This window comes from Rheinheimera tangshanensis (assembly GCF_014645135.1).
Lineage (GTDB): Bacteria > Pseudomonadota > Gammaproteobacteria > Enterobacterales > Alteromonadaceae > Pararheinheimera > Pararheinheimera tangshanensis.
In genome coordinates this window covers 527,306-547,616 of sequence record NZ_BMLH01000001.1, presented here as the reverse complement: position 1 = coordinate 547,616, position 20,311 = coordinate 527,306, and the positions used below count along the sequence as shown (strand labels likewise).

Annotated in this window: 16 protein-coding genes; 6 read left to right on the top strand and 10 right to left on the bottom strand. The window is 46.9% G+C overall.

The genetic code is table 11. The annotated features are described in order from the left end of the window. Nucleotides 1-43 precede the first annotated feature (43 nt). Both IEW88_RS02505 and IEW88_RS18625 read left to right on the top strand, forming a co-directional pair. Nucleotides 44-2,506: a glycoside hydrolase family 88 protein gene (locus IEW88_RS02505; protein ID WP_229670304.1), complete on the top strand. Its 2,463-nt coding sequence runs from the start codon at nt 44-46 to the stop codon at nt 2,504-2,506. A gap of 4 nt (nt 2,507-2,510) precedes the next feature. Continuing rightward, nucleotides 2,511-4,205, top strand: a complete 1,695-nt coding sequence (locus IEW88_RS18625) for a pectinesterase family protein (protein ID WP_221411341.1) — start codon at nt 2,511-2,513, stop codon at nt 4,203-4,205. A 68-nt stretch (nt 4,206-4,273) separates the two neighbouring features. On the opposite strand, the gene IEW88_RS02490 is transcribed toward IEW88_RS18625, so the two are convergent. From IEW88_RS02490 to IEW88_RS02480, 3 genes are all read right to left on the bottom strand, one after another. After that, nucleotides 4,274-5,011, bottom strand: coding sequence for a hypothetical protein (locus tag IEW88_RS02490; RefSeq protein WP_147902877.1), 738 nt, complete (start codon nt 5,009-5,011; stop codon nt 4,274-4,276). 177 nt (nt 5,012-5,188) lie between these two features. Continuing rightward, nucleotides 5,189-6,382, bottom strand: a complete 1,194-nt coding sequence (locus IEW88_RS02485; protein ID WP_147902878.1) for a winged helix-turn-helix domain-containing protein — start codon at nt 6,380-6,382, stop codon at nt 5,189-5,191. A 3-nt stretch (nt 6,383-6,385) separates the two neighbouring features. After that, entirely contained in the window at nt 6,386-7,114 is a 729-nt protein-coding gene (locus tag IEW88_RS02480; RefSeq protein WP_229670249.1) for a tRNA1(Val) (adenine(37)-N6)-methyltransferase, read from the bottom strand. Between the two features lie 113 nt (nt 7,115-7,227). On the opposite strand from IEW88_RS02480, the gene srmB reads away from it, so the two are divergent. After that, nucleotides 7,228-8,487, top strand: a complete 1,260-nt coding sequence (gene srmB, locus IEW88_RS02475) for an ATP-dependent RNA helicase SrmB (protein ID WP_229670248.1) — start codon at nt 7,228-7,230, stop codon at nt 8,485-8,487. A 69-nt stretch (nt 8,488-8,556) separates the two neighbouring features. Here srmB and IEW88_RS02470 read toward each other — a convergent pair whose 3' ends face one another. From IEW88_RS02470 to yaaA, 4 genes are all read right to left on the bottom strand, one after another. After that, nucleotides 8,557-9,327, bottom strand: coding sequence for a hypothetical protein (locus tag IEW88_RS02470; RefSeq protein WP_147902879.1), 771 nt, complete (start codon nt 9,325-9,327; stop codon nt 8,557-8,559). Nucleotides 9,328-9,517: 190 nt separating this feature from the next. Then, on the bottom strand, nt 9,518-11,770 hold the full coding sequence (locus tag IEW88_RS02465) for a carbohydrate binding family 9 domain-containing protein (protein WP_147902880.1): 2,253 nt from the start codon (nt 11,768-11,770) through the stop codon (nt 9,518-9,520). 118 nt (nt 11,771-11,888) lie between these two features. Beyond that, nucleotides 11,889-13,187: an inosine/guanosine kinase gene (locus tag IEW88_RS02460; RefSeq protein WP_053425669.1), complete on the bottom strand. Its 1,299-nt coding sequence runs from the start codon at nt 13,185-13,187 to the stop codon at nt 11,889-11,891. A gap of 119 nt (nt 13,188-13,306) precedes the next feature. Continuing rightward, nucleotides 13,307-14,200: a peroxide stress protein YaaA gene (gene yaaA / locus IEW88_RS02455; RefSeq protein WP_229670246.1), complete on the bottom strand. Its 894-nt coding sequence runs from the start codon at nt 14,198-14,200 to the stop codon at nt 13,307-13,309. 181 nt (nt 14,201-14,381) lie between these two features. Here yaaA and tal point away from each other — a divergent pair, with 181 nt between their 5' ends. From tal to IEW88_RS02440, 3 genes are all read left to right on the top strand, one after another. Continuing rightward, nucleotides 14,382-15,338: a transaldolase gene (gene tal / locus IEW88_RS02450; protein ID WP_147902881.1), complete on the top strand. Its 957-nt coding sequence runs from the start codon at nt 14,382-14,384 to the stop codon at nt 15,336-15,338. A 46-nt stretch (nt 15,339-15,384) separates the two neighbouring features. Next, nucleotides 15,385-17,013: a glucose-6-phosphate isomerase gene (gene pgi, locus IEW88_RS02445; RefSeq protein WP_221411342.1), complete on the top strand. Its 1,629-nt coding sequence runs from the start codon at nt 15,385-15,387 to the stop codon at nt 17,011-17,013. A gap of 120 nt (nt 17,014-17,133) precedes the next feature. After that, complete coding sequence (locus tag IEW88_RS02440) at nt 17,134-17,310, top strand: DUF3545 family protein (RefSeq protein WP_082335833.1); 177 nt, start codon at nt 17,134-17,136, stop codon at nt 17,308-17,310. A 102-nt stretch (nt 17,311-17,412) separates the two neighbouring features. Here IEW88_RS02440 and ung read toward each other — a convergent pair whose 3' ends face one another. Genes ung through thrB form a run of 3 tightly spaced genes read right to left on the bottom strand, consistent with a single transcriptional unit; the run spans nt 17,413 to nt 20,310 of the window. After that, nucleotides 17,413-18,075 carry a uracil-DNA glycosylase gene (ung, locus tag IEW88_RS02435; RefSeq protein ID WP_147902882.1) on the bottom strand — a complete coding sequence of 221 codons (663 nt, stop codon included), beginning with the start codon at nt 18,073-18,075 and terminating at the stop codon, nt 17,413-17,415. Nucleotides 18,076-18,078: 3 nt separating this feature from the next. Next, nucleotides 18,079-19,368, bottom strand: a complete 1,290-nt coding sequence (thrC, locus tag IEW88_RS02430) for a threonine synthase (RefSeq protein ID WP_147902883.1) — start codon at nt 19,366-19,368, stop codon at nt 18,079-18,081. A 9-nt stretch (nt 19,369-19,377) separates the two neighbouring features. Beyond that, a complete protein-coding gene (thrB, locus tag IEW88_RS02425) occupies nt 19,378-20,310 on the bottom strand; it encodes a homoserine kinase (protein ID WP_147902884.1) in 933 nt (310 codons plus the stop codon). Nucleotide 20,311: the final 1 nt, after the last annotated feature.

Genomic DNA, 20,311 nt, shown 5'->3' with positions numbered 1-20,311 from the left:
GATTTTGTTTATCCTTTTACAACAGGTAATAGCCGTGACTTCGATGTTTAAAAGCCCATTACTGATCTCCAGCCTCAGCTTAAGTTTTTTAGCCGCCTGTGGTAAACCTGCTCCGGCACCAGAACCCACAGAACCACAAAGCGTTCAGTCCGCTCCGGCCAAAGCAGTTGCCAGGTTAAGCATTCACAACCCTTCTGATTTTTTACGCTCACAAGAGCCTATTTATCTTGCTGCCGCCGACTTAGGACTGGCAGAAACTGAAGTCCAGAATTCCGGCTTTATTGCAACCGACAGCAAAGGCCAACTGCCCTCACAGTGGATTGACCGCAACGCTGATGGCGAAAAAGATACCTTACTTATCAGCCCCACTCTGAGTGCTGGTGAAACTCTCGATCTGCAAATCACCGCAGGCACAGCAACAGAACAGCCGAAACAAACCCAGGCCGAGATTTCGCAAAAAACCGGTGGCCAGTGGCAAGACAAAAAGTACGTCGGTGGCAGCTTTGAAAATGTCAGCAGTCTGACTCCTCCACCTCAATACACAGATCACAGTGAATTTATCCGTTACGAAGGCCCTGGTATTGAATCCGATAAAGTGGCGTACCGTATTTATCTCGACTGGCGTAATGGCTTTGATATTTTTGGTAATAAAACTGGTAAGCCGATATTGGATCAAATAGGCCAGGATGGTTACAGCTCCTACCATGAAATGTTGCCCTGGGGCACAGATGTGCTGAAAGTTGGCAAAGCAGTAGGGGCTGGCGGTTTTGGTTACTGGGATGGCAGCAAAGTAGAACGGGTATCGAAACTGGATGGCCACACAGTCACTATCATCGAAAACGGCCCTTTGTATTCAGCCATGACCATCGACTACAAAAACTGGCAAATCGCCGGAAAAACTCTTGATGTAAAAGCCCATTTATCGATGACAGCAGGCAGCCGTTTACTGCATAACCGCCTAACCTTAAGCCAGCCACTGGATAATCTGGCGCTGGGTATAGTCAAACTACCAGACACTCAACTGCTGACAGGTACACTGGAAAGTAGCGGCCATACTTATACCTACCTCGCGACTTACGGCAAACAAAGTCTGGATGGTTCTAACCTGGGCATGGCGATTTTATTTAAGCGCGGCAAGCTGGAACAGTTGACGACAGACGAGCATAACCATGTGGCTGTGATGAATGTATCAGGCCAGCATCTGGAGTATTACCTGTTAGGTGCCTGGCAACATGAACTGAATGGCATCAGCAACGAACAGCAATTTGTAGAGTATCTGCAACAGGAGGTAGAGCGTTTAACCCTACAGCCTCGTTTGAGACTAAAAACAGAATTGACTAAGGCTCAAACCAGTCAGCCGCTGACCAGCGAACGGGCTTTGTACTGGAGCCAACAGCTGGCCAACTCTGAATTGAAACGCCAGGCTGGCCAGTATTATTGGGGCGGCTGGGATACAGAGCGCGACAGACCTGTCAGTTTTGAATACACCACAGGTTTATTGGTACAGGCTTTTGATGATTTAAATAAATATGCTCCGAACCCGGCTTATCAGGCCGTGATCAGTAAAATGGCCGACAGCTTTGTTGCGGCCGATGGCACTATTCACAGCTATGATGCCAGTAAGTTTAATATCGACAGTATTAATAGCGGAAACGCGCTGCTGCGGGTCTATGAACAGACCAAAGAGCCCAAATATCAATTGGCAGTTCAAGCCTTACGCGAACAATTAAAGCATCACCCGAAAACATCAAACGGCGCATTTTGGCATAAGAAGATTTATCCACATCAACTCTGGCTGGATGGGGTTTATATGGGCATGCCGTTTTTAGCTTATTACAGCAGTCTGTTTGAGCAAGGTGCCAGTCTGGAACAGGCGGTGCACGAGTTTGTCGTGACCCGCGAACAGTTACGTGATGACAAAACCGGTTTGTATTTCCATGCCTGGGATGAATCCAAACAAATGGACTGGGCCGACAAAGAAACTGGCCGCTCGGCTTATTTCTGGGGCCGTGCTATTGGCTGGTTGGGTATGGCGCTGGTGGATGTGTTGGATTATATCCCTGCGGATAACACCGAGTTACGTCAGCCACTGCTGACTATGGTGACTGAACTGGCCGCTGACTTAGCCAGGTATCAGGACGCGGAAAGCGGTGTCTGGTATCAGATTATGGATAAAGCCGGCGAGCGTGGCAACTATCTGGAATCAAGCGGCAGCAGCATGTTTGTCTACTTTTATGCCAAAGCCATCAATAAAGGCTATTTACCCAAAGAGCAGTATCTGGAGATCAGTAAAAAAGCCTGGCAAGGCCTGCTCAATGAATTTGTACTGGTGCATCCGGATGGCAGCATCAGCCTGACCAACATGGTACAAGTGGCGGGTTTAGGTGCAGGTCGCGATGGTAGCTATCACTATTACATGAGTGAGCCAATCTACCGCAACGACAGCAAAGGCACAGGGCCTTTTATTATGGCTGGCGTGCAAATGGCACAGCTGTTAAAAGACTAAGCTGATGAAGTTTCTTACTGTCTGGCTGGGTGCACTGGCATTCAACCTATTTTGCCTGAGCCTGCACGCCAGTGAGCAACCACTTCGCTTACAGGTTGCTTTGGATGGTTCCGCGCCTTTTCGCTCTGTACAGCAGGCGCTGGATTCCTTACCTGCAACCAAGCAATGGGCTTTGATTGAAATTGGCCCCGGCATTTATAAAGAAAAACTTTACCTGACCCGCGATAAAGTGGTGTTGGCCGGCAGCGGTAAAACCAGCACCACCATTGAATTCCCGGAACTTCGTAAAAACCATTTAAAACAACAGCCTGATGACTGGGGTTCTGCCGTGGTGAATATCAAAGCCTCGGATATAGTGCTGTTAGATTTAACCGTATTTAATAGCTATGGCGCGCTGTATGGCGATCATGACCATCAGTTTGCCATTCGTGGTTTTGAGCAAGCCAGTCGTATTATCACCGACCAGTGCAGAGTGATAGCTGGTGGTGCCGACAGCTTAAGTTTGTGGAATAAACAAGGGCTGTATTACCACAGCAACTGTTACTTTGAAGGCCATGTTGATTATGTCTGTCCACGTGGCACTGCCTGGATAAAACAGAGCCAATTTTATAGTCAGGCTACAGAGGCCTCACTTTGGCACGATGGCGAGCTGGATAAAAACGCGAAGTTAGTGGTCACAGACTCGAAGCTATCCGGTATTCAGGGCTTTTTACTCGGCCGCCGCCATTATGACGCCCAGTTTTATCTGCAAAATAATCAGTATTCACCTTTGATGGCAGATAAACCTATATTCCGTAAAACCTATCCGGACGAACCCAGCCGCGACAGAGCCAACTTGTGGGGCGAACGTAGTTATTTTAATGGCTCCACGGGTGCCAGTTACGGCTGGTTAAAAGATAACTGGCCTAAAGCAGTATCTCAGATCACCGAAGATTGGGTTTATCAGGGCCAGTGGCAGCCTGAGCAGTTGCTAAAAACCATCCGCAGCTGGTTAACCACTAAGGCCAACACTCCGCCTGCCAAACTCTATCTGGTCGGTGATTCCACTATGTCAGATAAAACCAACCTGGCTTATCCGGAGCGCGGCTGGGGCCAGTTATTGCCTGACTTTATGTTGCCGCAGTTACAAGTCGTCAACTTAGCCGTCAATGGCCGCAGCACCTTAAGATTCTTAAACGAAGGTCGCTGGCAAATGCTGCTGGATGACCTGCAAGCTGGTGATTATGTGTTGATCCAGTTTGGCCATAACGATCAAAAACAGGACGACCCAAAGCGTTATGCTGAGGTGAACACGCGTTACCCACAGTTGCTGCAGCAGTTTATCCGTGAGGTCAAAGCCAAAGCCGCTATACCAATGTTGGCCAGCTCGATTTGCAGACGTAATTTTAAAGGCAAAAGCTTAGAGCGGGATTTAGCAGCGTACGCTGCCCAAGCTAAACAACAGGCTGAACTCGCACAAGTAGACTTTTTTGATTTGCAGCAGCAAAGCTGCGATTTATGGCAAGAGTTGGGTCCTGCGGGCAGTCAGCCGTATTTTATTCAGGTGCCGGTGGGTTTGTATCAGAAGTTTCCGGATGGCAAAACCGACAACACCCATTTATCAGTGCAAGGCGCTTCGAAAGTGGCTCAGCTTTTTGTACAAGACTTACAAAAGCAACAACACCAGCTAGCAACTTACGTTTACAGAGTCAAACTTTAGCCATTCAGACGTTGGTGTAAGCTCAGTCCTTGGCTTTATCCACATTTGAACCTGTACGCAAAAAGTTGCTATTTACCTAAATGATATAACCTGAAACTACCAGCGTAGGCTATCTGGCCTCTTAAAGATTCGGACCAGTAACCCTCTATAAAATTGTCGCCGTTGCGATGGAGCGTCAGTTCACGATTGCTATCTTTAATAGGGTGAGTCGCCCGAATTAAAAAGTGCTCCCCACGCTTACTGACGTCTTCAGGTTTAAAGGTAGCAACATGAGTGTACTCAGTGCCATTGATGTAGCGGGTGATAATGGACATCTGCTGACTATAAAACTCTAACAGCACCATATCGGCTGAACCTTCAGACGAGTTCATCACACCAATCCAGACACCATCCATCTCCCCCTCAGAAGCAGGTTTTAGCTTTTTTAACTGTTCCAAACGTGCATCAAGAAAACGCGTCACTGTCGATTTTTTTGTTTGCTTACTTAGCCTGTAATGCTCGGTCAACACAGGCCTGCCATTTTGATCGCGGTGAATATGCAAGACGGTAAAATACTCATCCAGATAAGGAGTCAGGATCAGCCTCAAAAGTTCGTCAGAACGCTGCGGGTGTGCGACATCCACGATACATTCAGATGAGCTGCATTTGACCTGCTGATCATGAAAAGAATAGACAATGCCATTCTTGAAGCCGTTCGTAAGCTTAGCCGAGATAAAGCGATGTTGCCCTTTCTCTGTGATCTCCAGTACCTGATAGCTCATCTTGTCGGAGCTAATCCCTTCCCACAAGCCCGGAGACAGTTGCATGGATTCAACCTCAGTCGAAGCCTGCAGCGTAAAAATCATACAGCAGATAAAGAACGTAACATAGAATTTAACCATCACCATCTTCCCTGACAACATGTAAATAGAATGCAAACAAAAGTACCAGAAGCTTGATATAGGTACAATTCCAACTTTTAATAGTACTTATCGTGCATACAGTCACAATCTTTCTAACAACCACTGACGAATGTCGCTATTAGCTTTGATCAACTGCCAACTGTCGCAGCCATTAAAACTGGCATAGTCCACCACTGCTTTGGTTAAAGCCGCTTTTAATGCATCCGTCAGTCTGACCTGCTCATCCAGCACTAAATGCTGCAGCAATAAGGTGTTGCTGGCTCTGTCTGCTTTAACATCTACCTGGCCGATAAATTGGTCTTTATACAAAATTGGCAGGCTGTAATAACCAATCTGCCGTTTGGCGGCGGGCACATACACTTCAATCTGATAATCAAAATTAAACAGCTGCTTTAGCCGGTCGCGCTGGATCACTAAGTTATCAAAAGGCGACAACAGCCAGACTTTATTGGGCACTTTATTAGGTAGTTTGTTAGTGAGCGCTAACTGGGGCCTATAGTAATAGATCTTTCCATCCAGCAAAAAAGTCTGCAGCCTGCCCTGCTCCAGCTGTTGTTTTAGCTGTTGCTTGAGTGCCAACTGCATATTTTTACGCAGATAACCTATTTGCTGCACTGTGGCCACAGCCTGACTTTGCAGGCAACGCTCTATTAAATAATCGGCAAACTCAGAGTCTGTAGGTGCCTGATGCTCCGCATGATCGGGCCAGACCCGCTCCGCCAGATCATAGACCTTCTGGAATTTATCCCGCCGCGCTACCATCAACTTGCCTTGCATAAACAGCTGCTCCAGCGCCTGCTTGGCGGGCTGCCAGTCCCACCAGGCACCGTTTTTCTTACCCGCATTGCCATTATTACCGGCAAAATCACTGGCCTTTAGTGGACCTTCGGCCTCAACGCGAACCAACACTTCATTCATCAGTTGCTGTTCAGGCTTAAACCAGTGGTTATTACCGTTTTGCAGTAACAGCTTGCGCTGCAGACTAAAACGATAATCTTCAGCGGGCAAAAAGGACGCTGCATGCGACCAGTATTCAAAACTTTGTTTTTGCTGCAGTGCTTTATCTAACAGCTTTGGCTGGTAGTTTTTTACTCTGTTATACAGCACATGGTGATGCGCCCGCTCCACCACATAAATAGAATCCAACTGCACATAACTGATTTGTTGTAGCACTTGTGCCACAGCTGCTTTGCCGGATGCTGGTTGAAGTAAGCCCTGATGCTGCAGTATCAGTTGGCGTAACTCTTTGGGGCTAAAGGGGCAAGAGGCAGTCATCAGTTAAAACCTTAAATAAAAATCGGCCAGAAGGGTTCGATAGTCATCACTGTACTGGCCTGGGCTTTGTTGTATCAAGAGTTCTGTCTGTTCAACCTGGCTAGTTACGGCACTGGCACTAAAATCCAACAGCTGCAATTTAGCGGCTTTATGCGTAGCAGTTTTAACCAGACAACGTCGTTGCAAAGTCCAACCAGCCTGCTCTGCTACCGCTCTAAAATCTGCGTCCACGGGCAAGACTAAACAAAAATGTGCATCCGGCGCGGCGAGCTTTTTGGCAACTAAAGCTAAGTCAGTAAAAGATAAACTATCGGTATGGCGGGCCTGATGACGCTTCGGATCTGAAGCGGCTAAACTCTGCTGAAAATAAGGCGGATTGCTGATAATCAGTTCAAATCCATGCTCTGGTTGGTTATCCGTCGCCGCATAGGTTAGAATATCGGCCTGAATGACATGGATTTGTGCCGCCCAGCGACTGGCCGCCACATTTTCTTGCGCCTGTAAGGCCGCATCCTGGTCCAATTCGACAGCATAAACCAATGGGTTCAGCCCAGATTTTTGCAATCGCTGCGCCAGCATCAGAGACAAAATGCCACTACCTGCCCCTATATCCAGTGCTGTGCCAGCCTTGGGTAAAGTGGCCCAGGCGCCCAACAGCAAGGCGTCCGTGCCGACTTTCATCGCACAGCGGTCGTGGCCAACAAAAAATTCTTTACACCAAAAGCCGCTCACTACTGCCCTTACTTACTAAGGCCAAAAGAGTGGCAGTGTATAAGAAGCTGTTTTGTATGTCAGTACAGAACATCATCTTATTAAACGTGATCTAAACAGAAGGTAAGAACAGCGTGAGCGAAATCAACACTGCACAGGAAAAAATGACCTTTGCTGAGTTTCAACTGGATGACAGCTTAGAGAAAACCCTGAGTAAAGCGGGTTTTAAAGAAGCGACCAGCATTCAGAAACTGGCTATTCCTGTGGCTTTGGAAGGCCGCGACATACTGGCCAGTGCACCTACAGGCACAGGCAAAACGCTGGCGTTTTTATTGCCGGCTATTCAGTACCTGCTGGATTTTCCGCGCCGCGATCCGGGTTTTGCCCGTGTACTCATCATGACGCCAACCCGTGAACTGGCCTACCAGATTTTTGAACAGGTGCAGCAGCTGATTATGCTGACCGACCTGCACGCTGGTGTGATCACTGGCGGTATCAACTACGGCAGTCACAAAGAAACCTTAGAAAAAAACAACGATATTCTGGTGGCTACACCAGGTCGTTTAATTGAATATCTGGATAACGAAAGTTTCCATGCCGACGAAGTAGAAGTGCTGATCCTCGACGAAGCCGACCGTATGCTGGATATGGGTTTTGTTGGTGAGATGAACCGCATTATTCTCGAAGCCAAACGTCGTCGTCAGACCATGTTGTTCTCCGCCACTTTGGATGGTAATGGCGTCAATAAGTTTTCGGAGCGCGCTTTACGTGAACCTGTGCTGATTGAAGCCGCGCCACCACGTCGCGAAAAAGCCAAGATTCAGCAGTGGATGCATGCTGCTGACGATGCCGAACATAAACTGGCGCTGCTTATCCATATTCTGAAGCAAGAAGATGTCAGCAAAGTCATCGTCTTTGTGAAGACTCGTGAACGTTTAGCCACCTTAACAGGTCAGCTTGAAGCCGCAGGTTTAAAATGTTGCTGGTTACAGGGCGAAATGGCACAGGACAAACGTCAGACTGCTTTGGCACGTTTTAGTAACAATCAGGTGCGTATTCTGGTGGCGACCGATATAGCGGCTCGTGGTCTGGATATTGACGATATCACTCATGTGATTAACTACGATATGCCACGTACTGCCGATGTCTATGTGCACCGAATTGGCCGTACCGGCCGCGCTGGTAAAAAAGGCACTGCTATTTCGTTAGTAGAAGCTCACGATATTGGTGTGGTAGGGAAAGTAGAGCGTTATACAGAGCAGCCACTCAAACGCCGCTTTATTGAAGGCTTACGCCCTAAACACAAAGAAGCCAAAGCGCCGACTAAACAGAAAAAACCTAAAACAGCAGCGAAGAAAAAAGCGCTGAAAAAAGCCGCTAAGGCCAAAGGTTAATTCTTTGCCCTGACCCGATATAGTCAGCTGCATCAAAAGGCGAACTACATCGGGTTGGCTGGTGCTCACTTAATTTAGCTTACCCAGCATTAGCTGATTGTAATTTTGTATAAACGCCTGCTGCCGCTCTGTCGGTACTGTCGTTAAATGCAAATCCAGATAAGCCTGGGTACCTACCAAAGCCTGGATGCTTTGATCCAGACTATTGATAATAGCCTGACCAGTTTCACTTTTATTACAAGCAAAATAACCCAGTTGCAAAGGTTCGGCTTCAGCGACTTCATAACTGTGCAGCCTACTGGCATCTGTCGTTGCCAACATAAAAGGATATTCCAGTACAGCTGACACTCGGCCCTGCTGCAACATGGGCCAGAGCTGCGCAATCTGAGCGCCACTTTGTTTAAAGTACAAACTACGCCGAAGTACTTTTTCTTTTAATAGCACATCCAACCCTGCACCGTAGGAGCGTTCCTGATCCAGTCCTAACACAAAACCTGATTCAGTCAACAACAAATCCCGCAGCTGCACTTTGCCACCCCAGAGCTTTAGCCGGGATTGTAGTTTGGTATGTAACGGACTTTCAATAGGCAGATAAAGTCTTAATCCTTCCGTCGCTAAAAGCGGTTGGCTGAAAATAAACTCGGCAGCTCGTTGTGGATTTTTTAAGATACTGGCCATACAACTGGAAGACTGGGTACGAGTCAACTCCGTAGCTTTAGTGTGATTAACCTGACGGAAATGCGGAGTTAAATCAGAGCTTTGCGCCAAAATCAACCGCATTAACTTCAGCTCAAGACTTTCGATTGTAGTTGGTGTGGTGCTTAACCAGTCCGGTGACATTTTACTCTGGAAATATACGTCCTGTGATTTAGCCTGCAACTGGTGGCTACAACAAAGCATTATTCCAATGATACAAACAAGCTTCCAACGCATCACTTCTGACTACCCAACTCCATGCTCTGTAAAGTCAGCATAAAAGTGAAGTCTTTAGGCTGTAAAGCTTTTTCTGCCAGAACTATGTCACGATTTGTTAAAGCAACCAGGCGTAACTGAACTTCATAAAGACAGAACGCTGATCCCGCTCCAAACTGGTTAATTCATCATCCTGATAGGCATTATCGCTGTATCCGGCGAAAAATAAGGTCTGTGGATTCAGTTTGTAAGAATATAACAACTGACTACCCAAGCTACGCTCCAATTGCTGGGTAAGACCCGGATTATTCAGCGGGTTCTGCACAATATCGCTGTAAATTAAAGTCAGGCGCAACAGACTACGCACTGAAAACTGATAGCTAAATCGCAAGTCAGTCAGGTTGGCGGTAAAGACCTCGGCACCATCAGCCTCTAAATATCTGTAGGTATGGCGGGCTTCAACTTGCAAATGTGTAGTGGCGTTCCAGCTGATTTCCGGTGCGAACTGCACCAGCTCGCCCAGCCTGTTGTTGCGGTAATCTATGGCATCTCCCAGCTCTACTTCGGCATTGGCATAAAGCGCAGGTAAAGGCCTGAATTCGGCAAAAGTGGTCAGTCTTTGTTCGTTAAACATCAGTGTATTGCCATCAATAGCCAGCGAGTTGTTATTCAGACGAGGACCTGTTTTATCTCTGTCGGCAAGACTCACAGAGAAAAAGCTTTGTTGTGGACCCCATAACTCCAAAAATAGCTCTGCTTCTTTTTCCAAGAGTTCATTATTGGCATTATGGCTGATATCCCAGTCGCCGCTCAAAATCGCCCTGTTCCACCAGTTGTTGTCAGAAAACCACTGATAGCCCAAACCCTGCACAAATTTATGAAAGTCGGTTTGTGGCATATAGCCCATATCAGCGCGAAAGTCTTGTTCCAGCGCCAGGTATTCGGTATTCCAGAACCAAGCCCCGTCATCGTGCTCATACATCAAAAAGTAAGCCGGATCGGATAAATCATCTGCCAGGCGTAAACCCGCCTCTGAATCTGCAAAGCTCTGGCGTAAGGCTGCTGAATAGGCTGAGTCGGCATATAAATACTGCAACACCAATTGATCCTGATCGGTGAATTTATACTTCAGATCCAGACCAGCTAAGTTGTTGTGATAGCTGTCGCTTTGCCGCAAGCTGCTGATCCAGCCCAAAGACAAGTCAGCACTTAAATCGTAGCGGTATCGAAATACAGCATTGGTGCTTTCTTCATCCAGGATTGCAACATCAGAACCCAGGTTGCCCGGTACGATAAAGGTAGTTTTTTCATCATTCGCGGCAAAAAAAGCAAAGGAATGCTGCTGTTGTTTACCCGTCAGCTTAGCGCCTGTATCAGGAGCCCCAATATTGCGGGTGTACACCAAATCCAGCGGTGAGCTGAAGTAATCCTGGTTATCAAGGAAAAATGCACGTTTTTCGTCAAAAAATAACGAGAAGGTGTCGTTCATTGAAACTTGTGCCACATCAGCTTCGACCTGAGAAAAGTCAGGATTGAGTGTGGCATTGAGGTTAATGTCCGGTGTGATGCCCCATTTTAAATCCAGACTGACTTCGGTATTGGGTTCTGTCTGCCAGTCTGTTTTCGCGTCAGCTGTTACATCACGTTGCTGACTTGCACCTGTGACTAAAGAGGGCACCACACTAAAATGACTGCCTTGTTTGGCACCGGAAAAACCCGTAGCGACACGCATTTGGCAAATCCAGCACGGATTTACCCGCTCAATTTTATTGCTGGATAAGCGGTGTTTTAGATCCCTTGGATAAAACCGCACCAGCTCAATACGCCATTGCTGCAGTGCCAATTTGTCATTAAAGTTTAAAATACGTAGCGGGATAGCAATTTCTACCTGATAGCCATCAGGGGTCAGTTGACCTACGCTGTGCCAAATCCCATCCCAGGCATCACTTTCATCGCCAGTGACCTCATTCTCTATCGCATCTGCCTGCACACCCAGCGGGTTACTGAAAAACTGATAGGCCAATTTTTGATCGTTGTAGCTGTCAATTTTGATGCCGACTAAATCATCTTCCCAGACATTGTCTCTGTCTTTTAAAAAAGCACGGATTTGCGAAGGGTTGGGATCTTTGGCTTTAAAGGCCAGATAAAAATACTCGCCGTTTTCCAGCAGCAAAGCTTCGGTTTCGACCGGAGCTGGGGTATTTTCCGATGGCCAGCTGTTAATCTCTATCTGTACTTTGTTGGCTTGCGCCCAGGCAGCATCAGATAAGTCACCATCAATGCTGATAGTTTCAGTGGTTTTTGGGATTTGAATATCGGCGATAGCAGCACAGGAAAAAACAGCGATCCAGAGAAAAAACCAACGCAGCATTCAGGCATCCTTGTACAGCAGCAGAAAAAGTCACCGGCACTATATAGAAAGACGCTAAAAATAAGAAGACCGGACATGCCGGCCTTCTGCGCTGAATTTGTAACTGGCTGTTACTCTATTATCTGTCCCAGTAACTTTCTTCCAGCGAGTCCTCTTTCTCAGGTAAGCCTTTAGACAAGCGTGGCGCATTTTGCACCAGAATGGCGTAACTAACGCGGTTGGCGTATTTACAGATCTGGGCAAAAGACGAATAGGCCAGATAAGGTTGTTCATGTTTACTGGACAGAGGCAAGGTTTGACGGTGAAAATGATTGGCTGCTATATCATGCAAAATCGCCGCTAAAGCGCCATCGCCTGCGCCGTTGGTGTTTTTAATCCGCTCAGGTCCACCCAAATAAGGGTCGATATGCGAATAGACTTTGACCGGCTGCTGGCAGTCTTTTTTCTGCATAGGACGGCTGAACTCAAATTCGTTGTAGTCTGCCAAAGCACCGGATTTGATTGGGTTGGTGGTCTCGCGTTTAACCGAAGCGTCAGTATAACCACACAAATACAAGCCCTCCGGACCTGCGGTCAGCAGCACCATATCGACATAATCTAGCGCTGCTTCTGCCGCAAGCAAAGGATCAGCAAAACCAGTCAAGGCTTCGGCTTCCAGCTCATTCATCGCCAGCACATTAACGTACTGCGCCAGAGTTTGCTGAATCAGCTCCCTATGCTCTTCCACTAAATGTTTAGTGCCTAAACTCATCACCACAGGCACATCTGCAACTTTTGCATCGGACAACATTTTCACCATAGCCTGTTGAATAGGCTGGTCAGTAGCGCGCAGCGGATAAGCACTGACCACTATAGCAGCGGCTTTGGCAATAATATCTGTTGGAATATAAGCAGGTGTTAATTCGTCCATGTCGCCCGGATCGATAACAAAAGTGCGCTCGCCATCTGGGGTGATCATAGTAATACCACGACCAATATCACCAGGCACTCCCTGTAAGTGGTTCATGTCGACTTTACTGCTGGTATGGCATAAATAGTGATAAGCCGGAGAACCCAGCTGAATATTGGACGACATCACGCCCAGCAATACCGACTTGTCGTCCGCCAGCACTGAGTAGTTATGCACTGTATTGCCTATGGTGCCGCCGGCAAAGTGATCAGAAATCGCATTGGAACCCACCAGTTCCTGATAGATCAAATCGGCTTTGCCATGTTCAACCAGATTAGATAAACCTTTACCTATGCCGTATTTTTCAAGGAACTCGTCGCTGACGTTGGCAATCACATCCACTATAGTTTGGTCCAAACCCACAATATAAGTGTCCAGTTCAGGCCGCACTTCGTAGCTGGGTAAAGCCAGCTTAGGCTGAGACACGGGAAAATAATGTTTGAGTTTACGACGACCAGGGAATTTCATAGGGCAACACTCGGATCAATAGAGCCGCGCATTTTAGCAAAAGCCAATTAAAAAAGCGCAGGAAAAAGCCGCAGTTTTCCGCGGCTTTTTCGGTTATTTCGCGAAGATAGCCAGAAGTTTTAGTCTTGCTGTTGCATCCGTGTAAACACCAGTTTATCGGCTTTGGATTCGGTGCTGCTAAACTGATAGCCAGCGCTGTTAAATTGCTTAAGGCCTTCGACCTGATCAATCTGCTGCTCAATGACATAACGCGCCATCAAACCACGGGCTTTTTTAGCGAAAAAGCTGATAATTTTATACTGGCCATTTTTGAAATCTTTAAATTCAACATTCAATACTTTGGCTTTCAGCGTTTTTTTATCGACGGCTTTAAAGTATTCCTGCGAGGCTAAGTTCAGCAGCATTGCTGAATTTAACTGCTCCAGCTGTTGATTCAGTTCAGTACTGATGCGGTCGCCCCAGAACTGATACAAATTGCTGCCACGGCCAGTTGCCAGAGAAGTTCCCATCTCCAATCGATATGGCTGCATCAGATCCAAAGGCCGTAATACACCATACAAACCACTTAAAATGCGTAAATGCTGCTGGGCATAGTCCAAATCTTTTTGTTTCAGGCTGGACGCTTGCAAGCCCTGATAGACATCCCCATTAAAAGCAAACAGAGCCTGACGGGCATTGTCCGGTTTAAAAGGTGTGGACCACTGTGCAAACCGCGCCGCATTCAGACCTGCCAGCTTATCACTAATATGCATCAGGCTGGATAACTGAGCAGGAGTCAGTGTACGGCAATAAGGCATCAACTCCACACTTTGATCCAGCAACGCGGGTTGAGTAAAAGCAGTGACAGATAATGGGCTTTGATAATCTAAATCTTTGGCGGGTGATATCACCATCAACATGGGTTTTGGTTTCCTATACAGCAAGATAAAGCGACTATAACAAAAACTATGGCAGAGCTCGACAACAAAACTCAATACGGACGCGGCTTTGACATGGTTTTTAGTTTTTTTCATGGTAAGCTTTGATCCGGCTGCAGAGCTTATAAAATAAGGCTGTAGCCAGTAAACTAAACAGAATTCCGAATGAGAGAAACTTGCCGCAAAAGCCTGCTTTTGTGTTGTAATTTTCCTACATTTATTTAGTATTAAGCCCCACATCACTGACTTGTGATCAGAAAAACGGTAATAAAACAATATGAGCACTTTACTAGAACAGCTAAAAGCAGTGACTACAGTAGTGGTCGACAGTGGTGATTTAGGCGCCATTGAACAATTCCGCCCTGTAGACGCAACGACAAACCCATCTTTATTACTAAACGCCAGCCAGCTGGAGTTTTCCAAGCCGTTATTAGCTCAGGCCGTGGCTTATGCCAAAAGCAAAAGCTCAGATCTGGCGACTCAAGTCAGCATAGCCAGTGATAAGTTTGCGGTCGATATCGGCACTCAGATCAGCAAGTTAGTGCCAGGCCGTGTTTCGACTGAAGTGGATGCGCGTTTATCTTTTGATACCCAGGCCAGCATCAATAAGGCGCTGCAACTGGTTGCTTTGTATGAAGAAAATGGTATCAGCAAAGATCGGATTTTGATCAAAATAGCCTCTACCTGGGAAGGCATTCAGGCCGCCCGCCAACTCGAACAACAAGGTATTCAGTGCAACCTGACGCTGCTGTTCCATATGGCGCAAGCCCGAGCCTGTGCTGAAGCTGGTGTATTTTTAATTTCCCCTTTTGTCGGTCGTATTCTGGATTGGTACAAAGCCAACACCAAACAAGACTACACAGCAGAAACTGATCCTGGAGTGGTTTCTGTGCGTGAAATTTACCGTTACTTCAAAAGCTATGGCCATAAAACTGTGGTGATGGGTGCAAGCTTCCGCAACATCGGTGAAGTATTGGCTCTGGCAGGCTGTGATCGCTTAACCATCAGCCCGGGTTTATTAGAAGAACTGAACCAGCAACAAGGCACTTTAACTGTTTATCTAAAAGATACAGGCGCTACCGCCAAAGAAACGGCCGCTTTAACTGAAGCAGAATTCCGCTGGGCACTGAATGAAGATGCGATGGCGACCGAAAAACTATCGGAAGGTATCCGTAAATTTGCCGTGGACCAACGTAAGCTGGAAACTTTAATTCAGGCCCAATTACAAGCCTAAGCAAAGGCTTAATTTTTATCACCATCGGATCACTACAGGAGTTTATATGATGTCGTCTGCACTTTGGGCTGAATTAAAACAGCTGGCACAGCAGCCTTTATCCTTGCGTCAGCAGTTTGCCGCCGACCCAAAGCGGGCTGAGAAATTCCAGGTCAATGCCTGTGGTATTCACCTGGATTTTGCCAAAAACCTGATCACAGATGGCATTTGGCAAAAGCTGCTGGAACTGGCAAAACAAAGCCAAATTCAAAGCAAAACTCAGCAGATGCTCCATGGCGATAAAATTAACAATACGGAACAACGTGCCGTCTGGCATATGGCATTACGCGCCGATACAAAAACGCCTTTAGTGTTAGATGGTGTTGATTTACAGCCGGAAATTCAGGCTTGTCATGCGCAAATGGCAGAGCTGATTGGCCAGTTGCATCAGGGTAGCTACAAAGGTTATCAGGGCGATGCCATTACCGATCTGATTTGGATTGGTATTGGCGGCTCGTTATTAGGCCCACAAATGGCCTGTGAAGCTTTAGCGCCTTTTAACAAAAGCCCGGTACGTATTCACTTTGCCGGCAATATAGATGGCGCTGTAGTGTCCGATGTAGTCAAAGGGTTAAACCCTGCCACTACCCTGGTGTTTGTCGCCTCTAAGTCTTTTGGCACTGAAGAAACCAAACAAAATGCGTTGGCTGTACGTCAGTGGTTCACTGACAAAGGTGCAGATAAAGCCGCTATAGCTCAGCATTTCTGGGCCACCTCGTCCAATATCAAAGCCGCAGCGGAGTTTGGCATAGTGGCGGAACATATTCTGCCGATGTGGGACTGGGTGGGTGGTCGCTATTCGTTATGGTCTGCCATCGGCTTCCCTGTGGCATTGCAGTTGGGCATGGAACAGTTTCAACAACTGCTCAAGGGCGCACGCGATATGGACCAGCATTTTATCAACGCCCCTCTTGAGCAAAATATGCCGGTGATTTTGGCTTTGCTTGGCGTCTGGTATATCAATGCTAAAGGTTGTCAGGCGCAGGCTTTATTGCCATACAGCCACTATTTGCGTTTCCTGCCCTCCTATGTGCAGCAACTGGATATGGAGAGCAACGGTAAAGGAGTGGATCTGGATGGCAAGCCACTGACAGATGCTACAGCGCCAGTAATTTGGGGCGACGCAGGCACTAATGGCCAGCATGCCTATCACCAGTTATTGCATCAAAGTGCATTGGCTGTGCCGTCGGACTTTATTCTGCCGGCCAAAGTCAGCCACGAGCTCAACGATCATCACCACAGATTAGCAGCGCACTGCTTTGCTCAAACTCAGGCATTGATGCAAGGTAAAACCTTTGATGAAGCCAAAGCTGAAGTGCTGGCAAGCGGTGCATCAGAAGCAGAAGCTATTGCTTTGGCACCACATAAAGTGTCGCCCGGTAATAAGCCAAGTAATACCTTATTGCTGCCGGAATTATCACCTTATTACTTAGGCGCCTTAATAGCGCTTTATGAGCAGAAGGTGTTTTGTCAGGGTGTTTTGTGGAATATCAATTCGTTTGATCAGTGGGGTGTTGAGCTGGGTAAACAGCTGTCGACGCCTATTTATCAGGTGTTATCTGATCAACAAAAAAATAACTTTGATGCGTCCACAGAGGCACTTATCGCAAAATTTAAGCAGTTGAACTTGGGCTAACCTGTTGAATGAACGAAAAACATTCATTTTTCGTTCATATTTGTGTCAAAGAGTTATTTTATTTTTAGACAAAGTGTGGTACTAATTTGTTGAAAATAACAACAACTCAGAGGGGCAACCATGGAAAGCTTCGAAGACTTACTGAATATGTTGGAGCGTCCTGCGACGAAGAGCCGTGCAGTCAAACGCAAGTGGCGAGAAATTGAAGCAGTCAAAGAACGCCAGCGCTTAAAACGAGAACTAGAAGACATAGACTGGACCATAGAACCTGAATTAGTGAACATTGAATTAAGTTAAATTTAAGCCCCGGCAGTAATGTCGGGGCTTTTTATTTGGCTGTCATTCAGGCTCTGAATACGCAGTAGCGATTGGGTTTATCCCTGACCGATATATGGTCATTTATACCTGCCAACAAATGGGGCTCTTACCCTGTTGTTGTAATAACTCATTTGCCTTGGCAAAGTGCCCACAGCCCAAAAAGCCGCGGTGCGCTGACAAAGGGGATGGATGAGGTGCGGTCAGAATATGGTGTTTTGTTTTATCAATCAGCGCAGATTTTTTAATCGCATGGCTGCCCCATAACAAAAACACTATGCCTTCTGCATGGGCACTGATAGCCCGGATCACCTGATCGGTAAACTGCTCCCAGCCTAAGTGACGGTGTGAGTTGGCTTCGTTCGCCACCACAGTCAAGGCCGTATTGAGTAACAACACCCCTTGCTGTGCCCAGCTTTCCAGACAACCGTGATTTGGGGTTTGGAAATCACTATATTCCAGTGCCAGCTCTTTATAGATATTTCGTAAAGAAGGTGGAATAGCCACTCCTGCAGGCACAGAAAAACTTAAGCCATGAGCCTGATTTGGACCATGGTAAGGGTCCTGCCCTATCACTACCACTTTCATCTGTGCAAAAGGCGTTAACTTAAAGGCATTAAACACCAGCACTTCAGGCGGATAAATCACCTGGCCTGCCGCACGTTGTTGCTTTAAGTAATCCATAGTTTGCAGAAAATAGGGCTGATTTTTTTCAGCCCCAATCACGTCTTGCCAGTTTAAAGACACAGTTTATTTATCCAGAGTCAGTAAGAATTGGCGTAATTGTACAAAATCCGGCGACATATCTGCACTTAAACTTGCCTCTGATGCAACTGCTGCTAATTCAGGCGGCAGAGCTATAGGGCTGCCGAGGATATTCTCAACCTGCTCTTTAAATTTAGCCGGATGCGCAGTGCCTAAGAAAATACCAAACTCGCCGTCCTCCAAACTACGCTTTAGCGCTTTGTAGGCAATAGCAGCGTGAGGTTCGCTGACATAACCTAAATGTGCCAGCTGACGCATCGACACTTGGGTATCCTCTTCATCCACCATCACAGCTTCTAAATCGTCGCGGCAAATTTTACCTTGCGCCAATAAAGCTTCAACCCGTGGCCAGTTATTTGGTGCGCTGACATCCATTGCATTAGATAAGGTGGCCACAGTCTTGTTCGGTGCCCACTGGCCATCCTTCCAGTAACGAGGCACGGTGTCGTTTAAGTTGGTGGCCGCTATCATACGTTTGATAGGTAAACCCAACACCTTGGCAATTAGACCTGCAGTCAGGTTACCGAAGTTACCACTAGGCACGGCAATAACAATTTGATCGCGTTTATCTTTTGGCACCTGAGCTACAGCTTCAAAGTAATAACAAATTTGGGCAAACAAACGGCTGATATTAATAGAGTTGGCTGAGTTGATATTCAGCTGTTTGACTAAATCACGGTCGTTAAATACCTCTTTCACCAGCGCCTGACACTGGTCAAAATCGGCCTCTACCGCCAGTGTATGGATGTTGTGACCTAAAGTAGTAAACAGCTTTTCTTGTAATGGGCTGATTTTTCCTTTTGGAAATAAAATCACTACATCAACACCAGCTTGCTGATAAAAAGCGTGAGCCACTGCAGCTCCTGTATCACCAGAAGTTGCTGTGACTATAGTGGTTTTGCTGACATTTTGCTGCTTTTGCGCCTGGATCAGGGCCTGCGCCATAAAACGGCCACCAAAGTCTTTAAAAGCTAAAGTGGGGCCATGAAATAACTCTAAGCAGGCGACATCATCCGTCACCTGAGCTAAAGGTGCAGGAAACTGAAAAGCGTTGCTTACCATCTGATGGATTTGTTCAGCAGAAAGCTCATCACCAATTAAAGCTTGCAGTACTTTGGCGCTGCGCTCGACAAAAGGTAGCTCTAATAACGCATCTATATCCAGACTTGGCCACTGGGTTGGAAAAAACAGCCCTTGCTGCTCACCCAAACCAATACGAACTGCATCTAAAAAACTAACTTGTTGCGAAGCGACTTTGGTATTTGTTAATTGCATAGTTACATCCTACAGCGCACGTGCGCCTTGTCTCGCCAGGCGACAAATGGTCGTGATGGCATCTGAGTTTTTAGCGTAATGCTGTTGTAAATAATCAGCGGCAAATTGGGCCTGAGTATCGTTTTGGCAGACCGCAAAAATCGTAGGGCCAGCGCCTGAGATACCAACATGACCGATCCCTTCGGCGGATAACGCTTCACGGATAGGCAACAGTTCAGGCATCAGGTGCTGACGGGCAGGCTCCGCCACCAAGTCCTGTAAAGCAGCAAAAGCTTCTGTTTCATCCCAGGCATACAAAGCACTGATAAAACGGCTTAACATACCGGCAAACGCTATGCTGTGTTTCAGCGTTAATTGTTGTGGCAAGACGGCACGGGCTTCCTTGGTCGACAGTACAGTCCCCGGATAACAAAGCACCACTTGCCAATGTTCAAACCAGGGCAAAGTCCGGCATAACAAGGGGCTATCCGGTAACATTAACAATAAGCCGCCATAAAAGGACGGCGCCACGTTATCGTAATGCACAGAACCACTAACGCCCCCTTCCAGTTGCGCCATCAGTTGTAACAACTGATAGTCAGCTAAAGGTTTGCCGAAATAGTCATTAAAGGCATAACAGGCCACGACAATAGAACAGGCACTGGACCCCAAACCACTGCCAACCGGCAGATTTTTCACCAGCTCCAGTTGCAATCGGGGCAAAGTCCGGCCTATCGCCTTTTCAAAGGAATAAAAACACTTCAGCACTAAGTTATCGTCTGTGTCTTTTGGCAACTGATGCACATAACGACCGGTCAGTTGTAAACTCAGTTCAGCTTGCTCAGAGTGAATACGCAGTTCATCGCCAAATAAAGAACCATCAACTGGTTCAAACGCAGCGCCTAATAAATCAAAGCCAACAGAAAAATTCCCTGTGGACGCAGGCGCAAAATACGACTTCATA

Excerpts from the sequence above, each read along its gene's own strand:
- IEW88_RS02460 (WP_053425669.1), bottom strand. The coding sequence starts at position 13,187 with ATGAAATTCCCTGGTCGTCGTAAACTCAAACATTATTTTCCCGTGTCT.
- IEW88_RS02440 (WP_082335833.1), top strand. The coding sequence starts at position 17,134 with ATGGAAAGCTTCGAAGACTTACTGAATATGTTGGAGCGTCCTGCGACG.
- IEW88_RS02465 (WP_147902880.1), bottom strand. The coding sequence starts at position 11,770 with ATGCTGCGTTGGTTTTTTCTCTGGATCGCTGTTTTTTCCTGTGCTGCT.
- pgi (WP_221411342.1), top strand. The coding sequence starts at position 15,385 with ATGATGTCGTCTGCACTTTGGGCTGAATTAAAACAGCTGGCACAGCAG.
- IEW88_RS02470 (WP_147902879.1), bottom strand. The coding sequence starts at position 9,327 with ATGTCACCGGACTGGTTAAGCACCACACCAACTACAATCGAAAGTCTT.
- IEW88_RS02505 (WP_229670304.1), top strand. The coding sequence starts at position 44 with ATGTTTAAAAGCCCATTACTGATCTCCAGCCTCAGCTTAAGTTTTTTA.
- IEW88_RS18625 (WP_221411341.1), top strand. The coding sequence starts at position 2,511 with ATGAAGTTTCTTACTGTCTGGCTGGGTGCACTGGCATTCAACCTATTT.
- yaaA (WP_229670246.1), bottom strand. The coding sequence starts at position 14,200 with ATGAAAAAAACTAAAAACCATGTCAAAGCCGCGTCCGTATTGAGTTTT.
- thrC (WP_147902883.1), bottom strand. The coding sequence starts at position 19,368 with ATGCAATTAACAAATACCAAAGTCGCTTCGCAACAAGTTAGTTTTTTA.
- tal (WP_147902881.1), top strand. The coding sequence starts at position 14,382 with ATGAGCACTTTACTAGAACAGCTAAAAGCAGTGACTACAGTAGTGGTC.
- IEW88_RS02485 (WP_147902878.1), bottom strand. The coding sequence starts at position 6,382 with ATGACTGCCTCTTGCCCCTTTAGCCCCAAAGAGTTACGCCAACTGATA.
- IEW88_RS02490 (WP_147902877.1), bottom strand. The coding sequence starts at position 5,011 with ATGCAACTGTCTCCGGGCTTGTGGGAAGGGATTAGCTCCGACAAGATG.
- thrB (WP_147902884.1), bottom strand. The coding sequence starts at position 20,310 with ATGAAGTCGTATTTTGCGCCTGCGTCCACAGGGAATTTTTCTGTTGGC.